Genomic DNA, 17,423 nt, shown 5'->3' with positions numbered 1-17,423 from the left:
CACGGGTCACGGGTCACGGATCACGGGTCGCGGATCACCCATCGAGCACAACGAGGAGAGTGCGCCATGTCCGAAGCGCAGAAGGCGGCCGGCCGGCCGGCCGCCCCGCCACCCGCGGGGAACGCCGTCGACCGGTTCTTCCGGATATCCGAACGGGGCTCCACCGTCGGCCGGGAGATACGCGGCGGCCTCGCCACCTTCTTCACCATGGCCTACATCCTCGTCCTGAACCCCCTCATCCTCGGCAGCGCCGAGGACAAGTTCGGCGAGCAGCTCGACCCCGTCCAGCTCACCACCGCCACCGCCCTGGTCGCCGCGGTGATGACGATCGTCATGGGCGTCGGCGGCAACCTGCCGCTCGCCCTGGCCGCCGGACTCGGCCTCAACGCCGTCGTCGCCTTCCAGATCGCCCCGCTGATGAGCTGGGACGACGCCATGGGCCTGGTCGTGCTGGAGGGGCTGCTGATCTGCGTGCTGGTGGTGACCGGGCTGCGCGAGGCCGTCATGCACGCCATCCCGCAACCGCTCAAGCAGGCGATCAGCGTCGGCATCGGCCTGTTCATCGCCTTCATCGGCTTCGTCGACGCCGGTTTCGTCAGCCGCATCCCGGACGCCGCGAACACCACCGTGCCGGTCCAGCTGGGCGGCACCGGCACCCTCACCGGCTGGCCGATCCTGGTCTTCTGCCTCGGCGTGCTGCTGACCGTCGGACTGCTCGCCCGCCGGGTCAAGGGCGCGATCCTGATCAGCATCGCCGTCATGACCGTCGTCGCCCTGGTCGTCAACTCGCTCGCCGACGTGAAGACCTGGGGCCTGACCACGCCCGAGTGGCCCGACCGGATCGTGGACGCCCCCGACTTCGGGCTGATCGGCGACTTCAGCCTGTTCGGCGCGTTCGGCGCGCCCGAGGTCGGCGTCGTCACCGTCGTCCTGCTGATCTTCACACTGATCCTGTCGGACTTCTTCGACACCATGGGCACCGTCGTGGGCATCAGCGCGGAGGCCGGGCTGCTCGACGAGGACGGCAAGGTCCCGAACCTCGGCCGGGTGCTGCTCATCGACGGCGCCGCGGCCGTCGCGGGCGGCGCCGCCTCGTCGTCCTCCGCCACCTCCTACATCGAGTCGGCGGCCGGCGTCGGCGAGGGCTCGCGCACCGGCTTCTCCAACCTGGTCACCGGCGGCCTGTTCGCGCTCGCCCTGTTCCTGACCCCGCTGCTCACGATCGTCCCGCTCCAGGCGGCGGCCCCCGCGCTGGTCGCCGTCGGCTTCCTGATGATGACCCAGGTCAAGCACATCGACTGGGACCGCTACGAGATCGCCGTCCCGGCGTTCCTGACCATCGCCGTCATGCCGTTCACCTACTCCATCACCAACGGCATCGGCGCCGGCTTCCTGGCCTACGTCGTCATCCAGACCGTGCTCGGCAAGGCCAAGCAGGTCCACTGGCTGCTGTGGGGGACCTCGGCGCTGTTCCTGGTCTACTTCGCCATCGACCCGGTCGAGCAGCTGCTCGGCGTGCACTGACGGCGCGGGGAGGCGGCGGGGAGGCGGCGGCGCCCCGCGAGCGGGCGCCGCCGCCCCTCCCCCGCGGGCCCAGGGACGTGGCCGGGACCGTCAGGAGACCGTCAGGAAGCCGGCCTCGTACGCCGCGATCACCGCCTGCGTGCGGTCCCGGGCGCCGGTCTTCGCCAGGACGGCCGCCACGTGCGACTTCACCGTGGCGGGGCCGACCTCCAGGCGCCGGGCGATCTCCGCGTTGGTCAGGCCGGCCGCCATGTGCCGCAGGACCTCTCCCTCCCTGACGGTGAGCCGGGCCACCCAGGGCGGCGGCGTGCCGCGTCCGCGCCCGTGCTCCACGGCCAGCGCCCGCACCGCCGACGGGAACAGCAGGGTGTCGGTGCGGGCGACCAGCCGTACGGCCTGCACCAAGGCGTCCGCGTCCGACCGCTTCAGCAGGAACCCGGCGGCGCCGGCGCGCAGTGCGTCGTACACGTACGAGTCGTTCTCGAAGGTCGTCACGACGACCACGCGGGGCGGCGCGTCCAGCGTGGCGAGGATCTGCTCGGTGGCCCGGATGCCGTCGACCTCCGGCATGCGGACGTCCATCAGCACCACGTCCGGCCGCACCTCGCGCACGACGGACACGGCCTCGGCCCCGGTCGCCGCCTCGCCGGCCACCTCCAGGTCCGGCTCGGCGGACAGGATCGCGCGCAGTGCGGTGCGGACCATGCGCTCGTCGTCGGCGACGACGACGCGTACGGGGGCGGGCGGGGTGCTCATGGGGTTCCTCTTCCTCGGGTGCGGTCCGTCGGCAGTCGTACGTGGAGCAGCCAGGCTCCGGAGTCCGGGCCCGCCCGTGCGGTGCCGCCCAGCAGCCGGGCGCGGTCGGCGATGCCGTCGAGGCCGTGACCGCCGCCGGGGCGGGCGGGGGAGGGGCCGGCGCGCAGCGGGTTGCGGACGGTGATCTCCAGGTGGCCGCCGGCCTCGGCGATGCGCAGGGCGACGGTCGTCCGTTCCCCGCCGTGCCGCAGGGCGTTGGTCAGTCCTTCCTGCACGATGCGGTACGCCTCGCGGGACAGCAGCGGCGGCAGCGAGGCGGGGTCCACGGCGACGTCGGCGGTCACTTCCAGGCCGCCCGCGCGGGTGCGGCGCAGCAGGCCGTCCAGGTCGGCGGCGAGGGCCGGGGCGGGCGCGGTGCCCGGGGCGTCGCCGTCGCGCAGCACGCCCAGCACGGCGTCCAGTTCGCTCACCGTGCGCCGGGTGGTGTCCTCGATCGCGGCGAGGGCCTCGCGGACGAACCCCGGGTCGCTGTCCAGGACCCGGCGGGCGGCGCCGGCCTGGAGGGTGACCGCGCTGAGGGCGTGGCCGACGGAGTCGTGCAGCTCCCGGGCGATCCTGTTGCGCAGGGCCAGGTCGGCGGCGCGCTCCTCGGCCGCCGCGAGCCGGTCGGCGGGGGTCGGCCCGAGCAGCGCGGGCGCCCAGCGGGCCAGCAGCGCCCCGGCGCCGGCCGCGCAGCCCGTGAGCGCGAGCAGCGTCGCGACGCCCGCGACCGGCGCGAGCGCCAGGGCCCAGGCGTGCTCGAAGACCCGGGGCAGCCCCAGCCTGGTGTCGAACAGGACACCGGCGACGGGCAGCACCATCAGCACGGCGGCGAACGGCGGTACCGCCAGCGTCATCCCCGACAGGACGCCGCCGAGCCCCAGGTGCAGCGTGAACCACGCCGCCGTACGCCGCTTGGCCGCCCGCGTCCGGGCCGGGGTGTGCGCGAGGGCGTCGGCGTCGACACCGCACAGCGCCCGGACGGCGGCGGCCTCCAGCGGACGGGTCGGCGGGAACAGCGAGGTGACGGCGGCCAGCGGCAACGCGACGGCGAACGAGGCCAGTTGCACGTACGGGTCGCCGAACAGGTACCGCGAGCCGAGCACCGGACCGACGACGACCGAAGCGACGAACACGTACGGCATGGCGAGCGCGCCGCCGAGGACCAGATGCACCCACCGCCCGAACAGGGCCTTCCGAAAACCGCTCAGACCAGTCGCGCCGGTCGCGCCGGTCGGGCCGGTCGGGCCGGTCATGCGGGACGCCCCCGCCCGCCGGCGAGGCAGGGGCCGTGGAACGTCCCTCACCCCGTGTGTTCCCGGCCGCGTTCCGCGGACCGCTCCCCTTGCCCGGACCGCTCCCTCAAGAAGCCGACGCAGACGGCGGCCGCCAGGAGGCCGGTCGTCACCTGGCCGCCGTAGGTGAGATGCATCAGGGGGCTCGGCCGCTCGGCCATGTCGCCGCCCCCGACGAGGGGCGTCAGCCAGGTCCACCCGGTCCAGCAGACCAGGGTGGCCGAGCCGGCCCAGACCAGGGCGAGCGGCACGGCCGCGGGCAGCGTGGGCGGGCGGCGGAAGGCGAGCAGCAGGGCGCCCGTCACGGCCCCGGCCAGGAAGAGGACGGCCAGGACCTCCAGGACGTGGAAGTCGCTGCCGCGGCCGGTGATCCGCCCGACGGGCAGGCCGGCCGTTCCGCCGCCGGCCCACAGCAGATGGACGGTGAGCGGCAACAGGGCGAGCAGCGCGGCCACGACCGCGGCCGGCCGCTGGGCCGGGCCGGCGCGCCGCCCCGGCGGATCCCCCACCGGCCCCCGCCACAGCCGTCCCCACCGGTCGCGGGCGTAGAGCACGAACAGCGCGCCGAGGGCGACGCCCTGCACGATGAACCCGGTGTAGACCACGGAGAAGACCCATCCGTCGAGGAAGGGCTCGTCCCCGGCGGCCTCCCCGCTGCCGCTGCCGCCGAGCAGGTCCGCCACCACGAACGCGGGGAATCCGGCCATGATCGGAGCGAGCAGCCCGGTCGCCGTCCACACCGGGACGGCGAGCCGCCAGGCCGGCACCGCGCGCCCCCACGGCCGGGTGAGCAGCAGCGCGAGCAGGACGACCGCGCTGTCCATGAGGATCGTCACGCCGTTGGCGACGGCCATGGGAACCCGGTGCTCCAGCAGCTCGCTGCCGTCCGGGATGCCGATCCGGCTCCCGGCGACCCAGGCGGCCTTGAGGGCGAGATAGGGCAGGCACGAGGCGATGGCGACGGCCCGCAGGATCCGCCGCGGCCGGGAGACGGAGGGGTGGGGAGGGGAAGGTACGGGGCCGGGGCCGGCGGGGCTTCGGAGGGCGGCTGTCCGTGTCATGCGCCCACCCTCCCGCGCCGCCGCGACCTGCCGCGTCCTGCCGTACGACGATCTTCCCCCGCCCTCCTCCGCCGGGCGGGGGAGAGGCACTCGACCCCGACCCGGCCGGGCGCCGTGCGGCGCGCCTGCCGCCGCCAAAGGGTCGGCGGGCCACGGGCCTCAGAGCCTGCGCGTCGCCAGCGTCAGCCGGTCCCGCGCGTCGAACAGCGCGTCCTTCACCATCTGCTCGTGGGCGGGCGTCAGCCGGGCCACCGGGATCGAACAGCTGATCGCGTCACGGGCCGGCGTGCGGTACGGGATCGCCACGCCGAAGCAGCGGAGCCCGAGCGTGTTCTCCTCGCGGTCGACGGCGTACCCCTGCTCACGCACCAGGTGCAGTTCCTCGATGAGCTTCTCCCGGTCGGTGATGGTGTTCTCGGTCAGCGCGGGCAGCGACTCGGGCAGCATCTTGCGGACCTGCTCGTCCGTGTACGTGCTCAGCAGCGCCTTGCCCAGCGACGTGGAGTGCGCGGGCAGCCGGCGGCCGACCCGGGTGAAGGGGCGCAGATAGTGCTGGGACTGGCGGGTGGCCAGATAGACGACGTTCGTGCCGTCGAGCCGGGCGAGGTGGATCGTCTCCGTGGTGTCGTCCGACAGCCGGTCCAGCGTCGGCCGGGCCACCGCCACCACCTCGTCGCCGTCGATGTACGAGGTGCCGACCAGCAGCGCCCGCACGCCGATGCCGTACCGCGTGCCGGTGGCGTCGGTCTCCACCCAGCCCAGCTCCACCAGCGTGCGCAGCAGCATGTAGAGGCTGGACTTGGGGTAGCCGACCGCCTCCTGGACGGCCGCGAGGGAGTGCATACCGGGGCGTCCGGCGAAGTACTCGAGCAATTCAACGGTCCGCACCGCGGACTTGACCTGCGCTCCGCCGCCTGTCTCGCCTGCCGACATCGCCCTTGACCCCTTCGTTGCACGGCAAATAGTCTCCGCATCATATTCACCATCAGAGACAGCGTTCAGTATATCGAACGCCCTGGTGGATGACGGACGCACTGCGCAATACATGTGGAGGAACCCGCGGTGGCAGCAGCACCAGTCTGGAGTGTCGACCCCCGAACCGGGAAGCAGCGCGAACAGGTTGCGGTGGAGGCCACGGCCCAGGAGGTGGACGCCGCGGTCCGCGCGGCGCACGACGCCCGCGGCGCCCTGGGCGACCGCACCGTGCGCGGAGCCTTCCTGCGCACCGCCGCAGACCGGCTGGAGGCGGACAAGGAGCGCCTGGTCGCGACCGCCGACGCGGAGACCGCGCTCGGCACCGTCCGGCTGACCGGGGAACTCGCCCGCACCTGCTTCCAGCTGCGGGCCTTCGCGGACATCGTCGACGAGGGCGCCTTCCTCGACGTGGTGATCAACCACCCCGACGACACCGCCACCCCGCCCATCCCCGACCTGCGCCGCTACAAGGTGCCGCTCGGCGTCGTCGCCGTCTACTCGGCGTCGAACTTCCCCTTCGCCTTCTCGGTCGCCGGCGGCGACACCGCCAGCGCCCTCGCCGCCGGCTGCCCGGTCGTCGTCAAGGCCCACCCCGACCACCCGGCCCTGTCCGAGCAGGTCGCCGGAGTGCTGCGGGAGGCCGCCGCCGAGCACGGCGTCCCGGCCGGTGTCGTCGGCCTCGTCCACGGCTTCGAGGCCGGCGTGGAGCTGGTGAAGCACCCGCTGGTCGCCGCCGCCGGCTTCACCGGTTCGGTGCGCGGCGGACGCGCCCTGTTCGACGCCGCCGCCGCCCGTCCGGTCCCGATCCCCTTCCACGGCGAGCTGGGCTCCCTGAACCCCGTCGTCGTCACCGAGGCCGCTGCCGCCGAGCGCGCCGAGGCGATCGGCGCGGGGCTCGCCGGGTCCATGACGCTCGGCGTCGGCCAGTTCTGCGTCAAGCCGGGACTGGTGCTCGCGCCGTCCGGCGAGGCCGGCGACCGGCTGCTGAAGTCCCTGACGGACGCGGTCGCCGACGCCGGGGCCGGCGTGCTGCTGGACCACCGGATGCGGGACAACTTCGTCGCCGGCGTCGCCGAGCGCACCACCCTGCCCGACGTCGAGGCCCCGGTCACGCCCGGCCCCGCCGACGAGCACGCGGTCAGCGCCGGCTTCCTCACCGTCCCGGCCGACCGCCTCACCGCCGAGGGCGAGCACGACCTGCTCCTGGAGGAGTGCTTCGGCCCGGTCACCGTCGTCGCCCGCTACGACGGCGAGGAAGAGGTCCGCGGCGTGCTCTCCCGGCTGCCGGGCAACCTCACGGCGACCGTGCACCTGTCGGAGCAGGAGGCGGCGGGCGAGGGCCGCGGGGCGGAACTCCTCGCCGAGCTGACCCCGCTGGCCGGCCGCGTCCTGGTCAACGGCTGGCCCACGGGCGTCGCCGTCGCCCCGGCCCAGCACCACGGCGGCCCGTACCCGGCGACGACGTCCACGTCGACGTCCGTCGGCGGCACGGCCATCGAACGCTGGCTGCGCCCGGTGGCCTACCAGAACGCCCCCGAGGCCCTGCTCCCGCCCGAGCTGCGCGACGACAACCCGCTGGGGCTGCCGCGGCGCTTCAACGGGCGGCTGGAGCGGTAGCGCTCCGCCGGGGGCGCCGACAGCGGGCCGCGCCGTGAGGGTGCGGTGGGCTGCCGGGTGCGGGTCGCGGGTGGCTGGTCGGGCGGTTCCCCGCGCCGCTTCTCGATGGTGCGGTGGGCTGCCGGGTGCCGGTGGTGGGTGGCTGGTCGGGCGGTTCCCCGCGCCCCTTACGGCGTTGGCCCCGGGCTGGGATGATCAGGGCATGGAGCTGACACTTCCCGAACTGCCGTTCTCGCTGCGGGCCCACGGGCCCGACGGGCACTGGTCCTACGCGGACGGTGTGCTCGCCGGGCGGGCCGGCGCCCGGCAGGACCGGTTCGTGCCGCCCACGGGGGAGGCGCTCGACCCGGAATCGGACGCGCCCCGGCTGCTCGGCGCTCCCCCGGAGGGGGACTTCCAGCTGATCGCGCGGGTGAGCGTCGGTTTCGCCGGGGCCTTCGACGCCGGGGTGCTCTACGTCCACCTGGGCGATCGGGCGTGGGCGAAGCTGTGCCTGGAGTACTCCCCGGACGTGCCCACCGTCTGCACGGTGGTCACCCGGGGCCACTCCGACGACGCCAACTCCTTCACCGTCGAGGGCGACAGCGCCTGGCTCCGGGTGAGCCGCCTCGGCCGCGCCTTCGCCTTCCACGCCTCCCTGGACGGCGAGCGGTGGACCTTCGTGCGCCTGTTCACGCTGGGCGACGAGCGGGAGACGGGCGCGGCGCTGGTCGGCTTCCTGGTCCAGTCGCCGGTGGGCGAGGGGTGCGGGGTGATGTTCGACCACCTGGAGTTCCGGTCCGGCGGGCCGCGGGACCTGCGCGACGGCAGCTGAGGGACGGCGGCGAGGGAATGAACCCGACCGGTTGAACGTTCACGCACCCGCGGAGGGCACCCTCCGCGCTCGCACGAATCCGGAGAGGGCCCCTTTTCCATGCGCGTCGAAATCTGGACCGACATCGCCTGCCCGTGGTGCTACGTGGGCAAGGCCCGCTTCGAGAAGGCGCTCGCCGCCTTTCCCGCGCGGGACGACGTCGAGGTGGTGCACCGGTCCTTCGAGCTCGACCCGCACCGCGCCAAGGACGACGTCCAGCCGGTGCTGACCATGCTCGCCCGCAAGTACGGCATGACCGAGGCGCAGGCCCGGGCGGGCGAGGACAACCTCGGCGCGCAGGCCGCCGCCGAGGGGCTCGCGTACCGCACGCGCGGCCGTGACCACGGCAGCACCTTCGACATGCACCGGCTGCTGCACCTCGCCAAGGAGCACGGCCGCCAGGACGAGCTGGTCCAGCGGTTGTACGAGGCCAACTTCGCCGAGGAGCGGTCCGTCTTCAACGACGACGAGCGGCTGGTGGAGATCGCCGTCGCCGCGGGCCTCGACGAGAGCGCCGTCCGCGCGGTCCTCGCCGACCCGGACGCCTACGCCGACCAGGTCCGCGCCGACGAGCGGGAGGCCGCGGCGCTCGGCGCGAACGGCGTGCCGTTCTTCGTCATCGACCGCAAGTACGGCGTCTCCGGCGCCCAGCCCGCCGAGGTCTTCGCGCAGGCCCTCGCCCGGGCGTGGGACGAGCGGTCGCCGCTGACGCTGGTCGACGCGGGGGACTCCGCGGCCGAGGCGTGCGGGCCCGACGGGTGCGCGGTGCCGCAGCGCTGACGAACACGCAGGTCAGGGGCGTCGTATAAGCGATGCTTGCAGGAACGATGCAGAGAAAGGCAATGGACGGGGAGGTCGTCCGGGCCCACAGTGGTGGCCATGGAGACCTTCGAGACCCTCGTCCGCGCCGAGTTCGCCCCGAAGCGCACGTTCCTCAACACCGCCAGCAACGGCCTGCTGCCCGCCCGTACGGTCGCCGCCCTCAATGAGGCGGTGCTGACCCGGGCCGAGGGCCGGCCCCTGACCGGCCTGCACGATGACGTGGAGACCTGCCGGGCCGCCTACGCCCGGCTCGCCGGAGTTCCCGTCACCCGGGTGGCGGCCGGGTCCTCGGTCGCCGCGTACACCGGCGTCGTCGCCGCGTCGCTGCCCGCCGGGGCCGAAGTCCTCACCGCCGAGGACGACTTCAGCTCCGTGCTCAACGCCTTCCACGTCCGCGGCGACCTCAAGGTCCGTGCGGTGCCGCTGGAGCGCATCGCGGAGTCCGTCCGCCCCGGCACCGCGCTGGTCGCGGTCAGCGCGGCCCAGTCCGCCGACGGGCGGATCGCCGACCTGGCCGCCCTGCGCGAGGCGGCCCGGGAGCACGGGGCCCGTACCTACGTCGACTTCTCCCAGTCCGCCGGCTGGCTGCCGATGGACGCCGGCGCCTACGACTTCACCGCCTGCGTCTCCTACAAGTGGCTGCTCGGCCCGCACGGCGCCGCCTTCCTCACCGTCCCGGAGGACTTCGGCGGACTGACCCCGGTGCTCGCCGGCTGGGTCGCGGGCGAGGTCCCCTTCGACAGCTGCTACGGCCCCGTCACCCGGCTCGCCGACTCCGCCCGCCGGTTCGACCTGCCCCCGGCCCTGTTCACCTACGCCGGGCTGCGCAGCTCCCTGGAACTGATCGAGGAACTCGGCGGCGTCGACGCCGTCCACGACCACGACACGGCCCTCGCCGACCGGTTCCGGGACGGGCTGCTCGGCCTGGGCCACGAGGCCCTGCCCGCGCCCGGCTCCGCGATCGTCTCGGTGCCGGGGCTCGGCGCCCGGCAGCCGGAGCTGGAGCGCGCCGGCATCGAGGTCTCCGACCGCGCGGGCAACCTGCGCGCGTCCTTCCACCTCTACAACACGCCCGCGGACGTCGACCGGCTGCTGGACGCGCTCTCCGGCTGAACGCGCACGCCGAAGGGCGGCGCCGGCCCGCTCCGGCACCGCCCTCGACCGGCGTTCACCGAACCGAGGTTCAGCGCGTCGGCCTTCACCGTACCGGCGTGAAGTCCCGCGCCCCGATGCGGTGTTCTCCGGGGGCGACCCCCGTGCCCCCGGCCGGGCTCGGCTCAGCGCACCGGCGTGAAGTCCCGCGCCCCGATGAACTCCGGCCGCCGCACCGGCGCCGCGAACGGCTCCTCCGCCGCGTTCTCCACGCTGTTGAAGACGATGAAGACGTTGCTGCGCGGGAACGGCGTGATGTTGTCGCCGGACCCGTGCATGCAGTTGCAGTCGAACCACGTCGCCGACCCGGCCCTGCCGGTGAACAGCCGGATGCCGTACTCGGACGCCATCCGGGTCAGGGCCTCGTCCGACGGCGTGCCCGCGTCCTGCATCTGCAGCGACTTCTTGTAGTTGTCCTTCGGCGTGGCCCCCGCACATCCGAGGAACGTCCGGTGCGACCCCGGCATGATCATCAGGCCGCCGTTGGTGTCGTAGTTCTCGGTCAGCGCGATCGAGACGGACACCGTACGCATGTTCGGCAGGCCGTCCTCGGCGTGCCAGGTCTCGAAGTCGGAGTGCCAGTAGAAGCCGCTGGCCCCGAAGCCCGGCTTGACGTTGATCCGCGACTGGTGGACGTACACGTCCGAACCGAGGATCTGCCGGGCCCGGCCGACCACGCGCTCGTCGCGCACCAGCGCGGCGAACACCTCGCTGATCCGGTGCACCTCGAAGACGGACCGGATCTCCTTCGACTTCGGCTCGACGATCGACCGCTCGTCGGCCCGGATCGCCGGGTCGGCCACCAGCCGCTCCAGCTCCCGGCGGTAGACGGCGACCTCGTCGTCCTCGATGAGCCGGTCGACGGCGAGGAAGCCGTCGCGCTCGTACGCCCGCAGGTCGGCCTCGGCGATCGGGCCCGGGGTGTCGGGGGAGCCCCAGACGACGGGGTCCTGGCGGGGGACGGACACCTCGGCCGTGCCGCGGGTCGGGTAGAGATCGGTGACGGTGGTCATGGAGACGGTCACACCTCCTCCGGTTCGGTGAGCAGGGGATAGACGCCGTTCTCGTCGTGGTCCTCCCGTCCCGTGACGGGCGGGTTGAACACGCAGATGCAGCGGAAGTCCTCCAGGACCCTGAGCGTGTGCCGCTCGTGGCCGTCGAGGAGGTACATGGTCCCGGGCGTGATGGTGTACGTCCGCCCGGTCTCGTGGTCGGTCAGTTCGGCCTCGCCCTCGACGCAGACGACGGCCTCGACGTGGTTCGCGTACCACATGGACGTCTCGGTGCCCGCGTGCAGGACGGTCTCGTGCAGGGAGAAGCCGACCCTCTCCCGGGCGAGGACGATGCGCTTGCTCTCCCAGGTGCCGGACGCGGACTTCACATGCCGGTCGGTGCCCTCGAGCTCCTTGAAGGAACGGACGATCACGGTGGTGCGATGCCTCCTGGCTAGATGGTTTCCCGGACGGCGCGGGCCAGGACGCGCAGGCCCTCGTCCAGCTCGTCGGGGGTGATGGTCAGCGCGGGCAGCAGCTTGACGACCTCGCTCTCGGGACCGGACGTCTCGATGAGCAGCCCCAGTTCGAAGGCGCGCCGGGCGATCCGCTCGGCCCGCGCCTTCTCGTGGAACTCGATGCCCCACACCAGCCCGCGGCCCCGGTACTCCTTGACGTCGGCGAGGTTCTCCTCGGTGATCGAGATCAGGTGCTGCTCGATCTGCTCGCCGCGCGCCCGGGTCTGCTTCTCCATGGCCGAGCCGTCGGTCCAGTACATCTCCAGCGCCGCGGTGGCCGTGACGAACGCGGGGTTGTTGCCGCGGAAGGTGCCGTTGTGCTCGCCCGGCTCCCACACGTCCAGTTCCGGCTTGAACAGGCACAGCGACATCGGCAGCCCGTAGCCGCTGATCGACTTGGACACGGTGACGATGTCGGGGACGACGCCGGCCTCCTCGAAGGAGAAGAACGCGCCGGTGCGTCCGCAGCCCATCTGGATGTCGTCCACGATCAGCAGCATGTCCTGGCGCGCGCACAGGTCCGCCAGCGCCCGCAGCCACTCGGGTCGGGCGACGTTGATGCCGCCCTCGCCCTGCACGGTCTCCACGATCACGGCGGCGGGCTTGTTCAGCCCCGAGCCCTGGTCCTCCAGCAGCCGCTCGAACCACAGGAAGTCCGGCACCTTGCCGTCGAAGTAGTTGTCGAACGGCATCGGCGTGCCGTGCACCAGCGGAATGCCCGCGCCGGCCCGCTTGAAGGCGTTGCCGGTCACCGCGAGCGAGCCGAGCGACATGCCGTGGAAGGCGTTGGTGAAGGACACGATGGCCTCGCGGCCCTTGACCTTCCGGGCCAGCTTCAGCGCGGACTCGACCGCGTTGGTGCCGGTCGGGCCCGGGAACATGACCTTGTACGGCAGGTCGCGGGGGCGCAGCACCAGGTCCTGGAAGGTCTGCAGGAAGGTGCGCTTGGCCGTGGTCGACATGTCGAGGCCGTGGGTGACGCCGTCCCGCTCCAGATAGTCGAGCAGGGCCCGTTTGAGCACCGGGTTGTTGTGCCCGTAGTTGAGCGAGCCCGCTCCGGCGAAGAAGTCGAGGTACTCGTGGCCGTCCTCGTCGTACATGCGGCTGCCGCGCGCGCGGTCGAAGACGGTGGGCCAGCCGCGGCAGTAGCTGCGCACCTCGGACTCCAGGGTCTCGAAGACGCTGAGGTCGGGCTGGGTGATGGTCACGACGATTCGCTCCTCAATGCGACAGGTGGGTCAGCGGGCCGATGCGGTAGAGCACCTCGGGGTCGTGCGGGCCGTCCGGGAACTGTCCGGCGTCGAACAGCACCTCGCGCTCGACGCGCGCTCCGTGGCGCTCGGCGTAGGAGGTGAACAGCCGCTCGGAGGCGGTGTTGCCCGGCGTGATGGTGGTCTCGACACGGGTCAGGCCGCCGTGCTCGGCGGCGACCCGGGCGGTGAGCCCGTCGAGCAGCCGGGCGGCCAGCCCCCGGCCGCGGTGCGCGGCGTCGACGGCCACCTGCCACACGAGCAGGGTCCCGGGACGGTCCGGCCGCAGATATCCGGTGACGAACCCGATCGGCTCGCCCCCGGCGTCCCGGGCCACCGCCGAGGTGCCGGCGAAGTCCCGGCACCAGAGCAGATAGCTGTACGACGAGTTCAGGTCGAGGGTCCCGGATTCCTTGGCCATGCGCCAGATCGCGGCCCCGTCCGTCACCGCCGGTCGGTCGATGTGCAGGTCTGCTGGTGCGGCAGTCATGCGAATTGAATTTAGCGAGCGAAATTGAAAATTGCATGGCCGTCAGGTCTTACGTAAGGCCTTCGCGTGTGTTATCACGCGGGCGCGTACGGCCACGCGAGAACCATGCCTTATAGGGCGGTTTGACCCGGAGGAATGGTGTGAAACGGGCGCGTTGTGTAACGCGTCACACCCGTGTAACCCCTGCGGCACCCGCCCGGATTACGCCACTCGGCGTTCGCGAAATCTTCGCGTTTAGGGTCGGGTGAATCGGGCAGAAGAAGACGGGAAGTCGCTTCGGGTAATGGGTATGGAATACGGGGAAAGAATGCCGGGAATTAGGCCGCCTATAAGGCTGCCGCAGGATCCCGGCAGGCCGGGCGAATCAGTGCCGCATTTCCGTGAGCGCCGTTCCGAGGGCGTCCAGCGACGCCCGCACGGCCTCCCGCGTCGCGTCCGGCCCGTAGTGGTTGACCCGGATCATCTCCTTCGCCAGCGCGCCGCCGCCCGCCGCCAGCGGCAGCGAGGCGTCGGCCGTGAGGGCCCGCGCCACCAGCTCCGAGGCGTCGACGCCGGGCGGTGTCCGCAGGGTCGTCGCCACGGGCGCCGCCTGGGTCGCGTCATGCACGTACGGCGCCAGGCCCAGCGCCGCCGCCCCGGCCCGGGTGTCCGCCGCGGCGGAGGCGTGCCGTGCCATCACCGTCTCGAGCCCGGCCTCCTCGATGCGCTCCAGGCACGCCTCCAGCGCCAGCATCTCCAGCTGCGCCGGCGCGTGCGGCAGCGCGCCGCGGCCGGCGTCGATCCAGCGCTCCTTCCAGTCCAGCAGCGACAGGTACGAGCGCCGCGGCGCGCGGGGGTTCGCCGCCATCCGGGCCCAGGCCCGCTCGCTCACCGAAACCGCCGACACGCCCGCCGGGCCGCCCATCGCCTTCTGCGCCCCGATCACGCACAGGTCCACGCCCCACGCGTCCGGCAGCACCGGCTCCGCGCCGACCGAGGCGACCGCGTCCAGGTAGAACAGCGCCCCCTGCTCCCGCACCGCCTCGCCGATCTCCGCGACCGGGTTGGTGTTGCCGGTCGCCGCCTCCGCGTGCACCAGCGACACGAAGTCGGTCTCCGGGTGCTCGGCGAAGGCCCGCCGGACGTCCTCGGCCGTGACGGCCGTGTGGAACGGCACCGCCAGGTCGTGGACCGTCGCCCCGCAGTCCCGCAGCCAGTTGCCGAACGTCGTCCCGTACGGCCCCGTGATCACGTTCAGTGCCGTCGTGCCGGGACCCGCGGCGGCGCGGATGGCCCCCTCCAGCGGCAAGAGCGCCTCGCCCTGCATGATCACCACGTCCTGCCGGGTAGAGAGCAGCCGGGCCACCCGCTCCTCGATCGACGCGAAGCGCGCGGCGGTCAGCGGGGGCAGGTCGAGGAAGGGGTGGGTCACGGCGGTGCTCTCTTCGCTCTCTTCGCTGTCCGCGCCTGTCCGTGCGCGGTCCGGATCGACTCGGACGAGCGTAACCGGCGGCCACCGCGCCCGTTCTCCGGCCCGTACGGGAAAATGGCGCAAAACGCCACCAAATCCCGCAATCCTTGCATGCTCCCCACGTCTCCCCACAGGAGGTCCCCGTGAACACGCTCCTCGGACGCCGGGTCCGGGCCCTGGCCGCCGTCACCGCTACGGCCGGGCTGGTGCTCGTGGCCGGCTGCACGTCCAGCGACGACGGGGGCGGCGGCGGTGAGACGACCGCCGGCGGGGTGAGCCTGGTCAAGGCCGGGAAGCTGACGACCTGCACCCATTTGCCGTATCCGCCGTTCCAGTCGGAGATCGACGGCAAGGTGCAGGGCTTCGACGTGGCCCTGATCGACCTGGTCGCCGAGGACCTCGGCGTGACGCAGGAGATCCTCGACACCCCGTTCGAGAACTTCAAGACCGGCGCGTTCCTCAACTCCGGCCAGTGCGACCTGGCCGCCGCCGGCATGACCATCACCGAGGAGCGCAAGAAGAACGTCGACTTCTCCGACCCCTACTTCGAGGCGACCCAGGCGGTCCTCGCCGACAAGGACAGCGGCATCGCCTCCTTCGCGGACCTCAAGGGGCGGAAGGTGGGCGCGCAGGCGCAGACCACCGGTGAGGACCACGCCAAGGGCCAGGGCCTCGACCCGGTCTCCTTCGAGTCCTCCGACGCCGTCCTCAACGGGCTGCGCACCGGGCAGGTCGAGGCGGTCGTCATCGACTACCCGGTCGTCCAGGGCTGGCTGAAGGACAAGGCCAACGCCGACGCCTTCGAGGTCGCAGACAACATCAACACCGGCGAGCAGTACGGCTTCACCGTCAAGAAGGGCAACACCGCGCTGCGCGAGGCCATCAACAAGGCCCTCGCCGAGGCCCGGTCCGACGGCACGTACAAGAAGCTGTACGAGAAGTGGATCGGCCCGTACGAGGAGTCGGCCGCGTCGCCCTCCGCCTCATGAGCGGCGTCGCCAAGGCCGAGGTCCAGCCGCGGCGCAAGGGGCTGTCCAGGAGGCAGAAGCGGAGCCTGTCGCGCGGGGTCCAGTACGTGGTGTTCGTCGCGGCCGTGATCGCCTTCGCGGTCTCGGCCGACTGGGACCGGCTGCGGAACCAGTTCGCGCAGGAGGACATCGCGCGGCAGATGTTCCCGGACGTCATCACGCTGGCGCTCAAGAACACCGTGCTCTTCACCGTCACCGGCTTCGCCGTCGGGCTGGTGCTCGGCATGGTCATCGCGCTGATGCGGCTGTCTTCCGTGGGCCCCTACCGCTGGCTGGCCGGGATCTACATCGAGATCTTCCGCGGCCTGCCCGCCCTGTTGATCTTCATCTTCATCGGCGTGGCCGTCCCGCTGGCCTTCCCGGGCACCGAGATCGTCGGCGGCACCTACGGCAAGGTCGCCCTCGCGCTCGGCCTGGTGGCCGCCGCCTACATGGCCGAGACGATCCGCGCGGGCATCCAGGCCGTCCCCAAGGGCCAGATGGAGGCGGCCCGCTCCCTGGGGTTCTCACCCGGCAGGGCCATGGTCTCGATCATCCTGCCGCAGGCGTTCCGGATCATCCTCCCGCCGCTCACCAACGAACTGGTCCTCCTCTTCAAGGACTCCTCGCTGGTGCTGTTCCTCGGCGTCACCCTGGAGGAGCGGGAGCTGTCCAAGTACGGCCGCGACCTGGCCAGCACCACCGCCAACTCCACGCCGATCCTCGTCGCCGGCCTGTGCTACCTGCTGGTCACGATCCCGCTCGGCCTCGTCGTGCGCCGCATGGAGGCCAGGGCCCAGGAGGCCGTGAAATGAGCCGACCGGAAATCGAGATCCACGACCTGCACAAGTCGTTCGGCGACAACCACGTCCTGCGCGGCATCGACCTGCAGATCGGCCAGGGCGAGGTCGTCTGCGTCATCGGCCCCTCCGGCTCGGGCAAGTCGACCCTGCTGCGCTGCGTCAACCTGCTGGAGGAACCGAGCCGGGGCCGGGTCGTCGTCGGCGGCACCGAGGTCACCGACCCGGACGTCGACATCGACGCCGTACGACGCCGCATCGGCATGGTCTTCCAGCAGTTCAACCTGTTCCCGCACCTGACCGTCACCGAGAACCTCACCCTGCCGCAGCGCCGGGTGCTGCGCCGGGACAGGGCGACGGCCGCCAGGGTCGCCGCCGAGAACCTGGAGCGGGTCGGCCTCGCCGAGAAGGCGGACGCCCACCCCGCCTCCCTCTCCGGCGGCCAGCAGCAGCGCGTCGCCATCGCCCGCGCCCTGGCGATGGGACCCGAGGTGATGCTGTTCGACGAGCCGACCTCGGCGCTCGACCCGGAACTGGTCGGCGACGTCCTGGCGGTGATGCGGATGCTCGCGCGGGACGGCATGACGATGATGGTCGTCACGCACGAGATGACCTTCGCCCGCGAGGTCGCCGACCGGGTCGTCTTCATGGACGGCGGCGTCGTCGTCGAGGACGGCGCCCCGGAGCAGGTCGTCACCGCCCCCCGCCACGAACGCACCCGCCACTTCCTCTCCCGCCTCCTCGACCCGGCGATGGCGGAGGTGGAGGAGGAGAAGTCCGACCAGGTGGGCGGCCGGGGCGGGCCCCCTCACTAAGGTGCCG

General features: G+C 72.6%; 17 protein-coding genes. 8 read left to right on the top strand and 9 right to left on the bottom strand.

Translation table 11 applies throughout. The annotated features are described in order from the left end of the window. Positions 1–66 precede the first annotated feature (66 nt). Complete coding sequence (locus ACZ6KF_RS13080) at positions 67–1,524, top strand: NCS2 family permease (RefSeq protein ID WP_356633066.1); 1,458 nt, start codon at positions 67–69, stop codon at positions 1,522–1,524. 90 nt (positions 1,525–1,614) lie between these two features. Here ACZ6KF_RS13080 and ACZ6KF_RS13075 read toward each other — a convergent pair whose 3' ends face one another. From ACZ6KF_RS13075 to ACZ6KF_RS13060, 4 genes are all read right to left on the bottom strand, one after another. Further along, positions 1,615–2,280, bottom strand: a complete 666-nt coding sequence (locus tag ACZ6KF_RS13075; RefSeq protein WP_469238466.1) for a response regulator transcription factor — start codon at positions 2,278–2,280, stop codon at positions 1,615–1,617. After that, complete coding sequence (locus ACZ6KF_RS13070) at positions 2,277–3,575, bottom strand: sensor histidine kinase (protein ID WP_469238465.1); 1,299 nt, start codon at positions 3,573–3,575, stop codon at positions 2,277–2,279. Before ACZ6KF_RS13070 ends, ACZ6KF_RS13075 begins: the two co-directional genes overlap by 4 nt. Before the next feature lie 47 nt (positions 3,576–3,622). After that, positions 3,623–4,675 carry a hypothetical protein gene (locus ACZ6KF_RS13065; protein ID WP_469238464.1) on the bottom strand — a complete coding sequence of 351 codons (1,053 nt, stop codon included), beginning with the start codon at positions 4,673–4,675 and terminating at the stop codon, positions 3,623–3,625. Between the two features lie 159 nt (positions 4,676–4,834). Continuing rightward, positions 4,835–5,608: an IclR family transcriptional regulator gene (locus tag ACZ6KF_RS13060; RefSeq protein ID WP_356633058.1), complete on the bottom strand. Its 774-nt coding sequence runs from the start codon at positions 5,606–5,608 to the stop codon at positions 4,835–4,837. Positions 5,609–5,737: 129 nt separating this feature from the next. On the opposite strand from ACZ6KF_RS13060, the gene ACZ6KF_RS13055 reads away from it, so the two are divergent. From ACZ6KF_RS13055 to ACZ6KF_RS13040, 4 genes are all read left to right on the top strand, one after another. After that, the gene (locus ACZ6KF_RS13055; RefSeq protein WP_469238463.1) at positions 5,738–7,267 is read left to right on the top strand and encodes an aldehyde dehydrogenase (NADP(+)); all 1,530 of its coding nucleotides are present in this window, start codon (positions 5,738–5,740) and stop codon (positions 7,265–7,267) included. 202 nt (positions 7,268–7,469) lie between these two features. Next, positions 7,470–8,081, top strand: coding sequence for a DUF1349 domain-containing protein (locus ACZ6KF_RS13050; RefSeq protein ID WP_469160272.1), 612 nt, complete (start codon positions 7,470–7,472; stop codon positions 8,079–8,081). Between the two features lie 99 nt (positions 8,082–8,180). After that, positions 8,181–8,900 (top strand): DsbA family oxidoreductase, encoded by a 720-nt coding sequence (locus tag ACZ6KF_RS13045; protein WP_469160273.1) that lies wholly within the window; start codon positions 8,181–8,183, stop codon positions 8,898–8,900. 99 nt (positions 8,901–8,999) lie between these two features. Next, entirely contained in the window at positions 9,000–10,055 is a 1,056-nt protein-coding gene (locus ACZ6KF_RS13040; RefSeq protein WP_469160274.1) for an aminotransferase class V-fold PLP-dependent enzyme, read from the top strand. A gap of 164 nt (positions 10,056–10,219) precedes the next feature. Here the strand turns inward: ACZ6KF_RS13040 and thpD are convergent, their stop codons facing one another. The 5 genes from thpD to ACZ6KF_RS13015 form a co-directional block, all read right to left on the bottom strand. Then, positions 10,220–11,107: an ectoine hydroxylase gene (thpD, locus tag ACZ6KF_RS13035; protein WP_356633114.1), complete on the bottom strand. Its 888-nt coding sequence runs from the start codon at positions 11,105–11,107 to the stop codon at positions 10,220–10,222. A gap of 8 nt (positions 11,108–11,115) precedes the next feature. Beyond that, positions 11,116–11,520, bottom strand: coding sequence for an ectoine synthase (locus ACZ6KF_RS13030; protein WP_469238462.1), 405 nt, complete (start codon positions 11,518–11,520; stop codon positions 11,116–11,118). Between the two features lie 20 nt (positions 11,521–11,540). Further along, entirely contained in the window at positions 11,541–12,812 is a 1,272-nt protein-coding gene (gene ectB, locus ACZ6KF_RS13025; RefSeq protein ID WP_469160276.1) for a diaminobutyrate--2-oxoglutarate transaminase, read from the bottom strand. Positions 12,813–12,825: 13 nt separating this feature from the next. Beyond that, positions 12,826–13,344 carry a diaminobutyrate acetyltransferase gene (ectA, locus tag ACZ6KF_RS13020; protein WP_356633044.1) on the bottom strand — a complete coding sequence of 173 codons (519 nt, stop codon included), beginning with the start codon at positions 13,342–13,344 and terminating at the stop codon, positions 12,826–12,828. Between the two features lie 364 nt (positions 13,345–13,708). After that, complete coding sequence (locus ACZ6KF_RS13015) at positions 13,709–14,755, bottom strand: pyridoxal-phosphate-dependent aminotransferase family protein (protein ID WP_469160277.1); 1,047 nt, start codon at positions 14,753–14,755, stop codon at positions 13,709–13,711. Positions 14,756–14,937: 182 nt separating this feature from the next. Between ACZ6KF_RS13015 and ACZ6KF_RS13010 the strand changes: the two genes are divergently transcribed. Genes ACZ6KF_RS13010 through ACZ6KF_RS13000 form a run of 3 tightly spaced genes read left to right on the top strand, consistent with a single transcriptional unit; the run spans position 14,938 to position 17,416 of the window. Next, positions 14,938–15,783: a transporter substrate-binding domain-containing protein gene (locus tag ACZ6KF_RS13010; protein ID WP_469238461.1), complete on the top strand. Its 846-nt coding sequence runs from the start codon at positions 14,938–14,940 to the stop codon at positions 15,781–15,783. Then, the gene (locus ACZ6KF_RS13005) at positions 15,780–16,616 is read left to right on the top strand and encodes an amino acid ABC transporter permease (RefSeq protein ID WP_469160279.1); all 837 of its coding nucleotides are present in this window, start codon (positions 15,780–15,782) and stop codon (positions 16,614–16,616) included. Before ACZ6KF_RS13010 ends, ACZ6KF_RS13005 begins: the two co-directional genes overlap by 4 nt. Further along, the gene (locus ACZ6KF_RS13000) at positions 16,613–17,416 is read left to right on the top strand and encodes an amino acid ABC transporter ATP-binding protein (protein WP_469160280.1); all 804 of its coding nucleotides are present in this window, start codon (positions 16,613–16,615) and stop codon (positions 17,414–17,416) included. The genes ACZ6KF_RS13005 and ACZ6KF_RS13000 overlap by 4 nt, the downstream gene beginning before the upstream one ends. The last annotated feature ends 7 nt before the right edge of the window (positions 17,417–17,423 follow it).

This window comes from Streptomyces sp. NPDC046379, from assembly GCF_055587785.1.
Note: the sequence above shows the minus strand (reverse complement) of the source record. Positions and strands in the feature narration are given on the sequence as shown.

Excerpts from the sequence above, each read along its gene's own strand:
- ACZ6KF_RS13080 (WP_356633066.1), top strand. The coding sequence starts at position 67 with ATGTCCGAAGCGCAGAAGGCGGCCGGCCGGCCGGCCGCCCCGCCACCC.
- ACZ6KF_RS13075 (WP_469238466.1), bottom strand. The coding sequence starts at position 2,280 with ATGAGCACCCCGCCCGCCCCCGTACGCGTCGTCGTCGCCGACGACGAG.
- ACZ6KF_RS13070 (WP_469238465.1), bottom strand. The coding sequence starts at position 3,575 with ATGACCGGCCCGACCGGCCCGACCGGCGCGACCGGCGCGACTGGTCTG.
- ACZ6KF_RS13065 (WP_469238464.1), bottom strand. The coding sequence starts at position 4,675 with ATGACACGGACAGCCGCCCTCCGAAGCCCCGCCGGCCCCGGCCCCGTA.
- ACZ6KF_RS13060 (WP_356633058.1), bottom strand. The coding sequence starts at position 5,608 with ATGTCGGCAGGCGAGACAGGCGGCGGAGCGCAGGTCAAGTCCGCGGTG.
- ACZ6KF_RS13050 (WP_469160272.1), top strand. The coding sequence starts at position 7,470 with ATGGAGCTGACACTTCCCGAACTGCCGTTCTCGCTGCGGGCCCACGGG.
- ACZ6KF_RS13045 (WP_469160273.1), top strand. The coding sequence starts at position 8,181 with ATGCGCGTCGAAATCTGGACCGACATCGCCTGCCCGTGGTGCTACGTG.
- ACZ6KF_RS13040 (WP_469160274.1), top strand. The coding sequence starts at position 9,000 with ATGGAGACCTTCGAGACCCTCGTCCGCGCCGAGTTCGCCCCGAAGCGC.
- thpD (WP_356633114.1), bottom strand. The coding sequence starts at position 11,107 with ATGACCACCGTCACCGATCTCTACCCGACCCGCGGCACGGCCGAGGTG.
- ectA (WP_356633044.1), bottom strand. The coding sequence starts at position 13,344 with ATGACTGCCGCACCAGCAGACCTGCACATCGACCGACCGGCGGTGACG.
- ACZ6KF_RS13005 (WP_469160279.1), top strand. The coding sequence starts at position 15,780 with ATGAGCGGCGTCGCCAAGGCCGAGGTCCAGCCGCGGCGCAAGGGGCTG.
- ACZ6KF_RS13000 (WP_469160280.1), top strand. The coding sequence starts at position 16,613 with ATGAGCCGACCGGAAATCGAGATCCACGACCTGCACAAGTCGTTCGGC.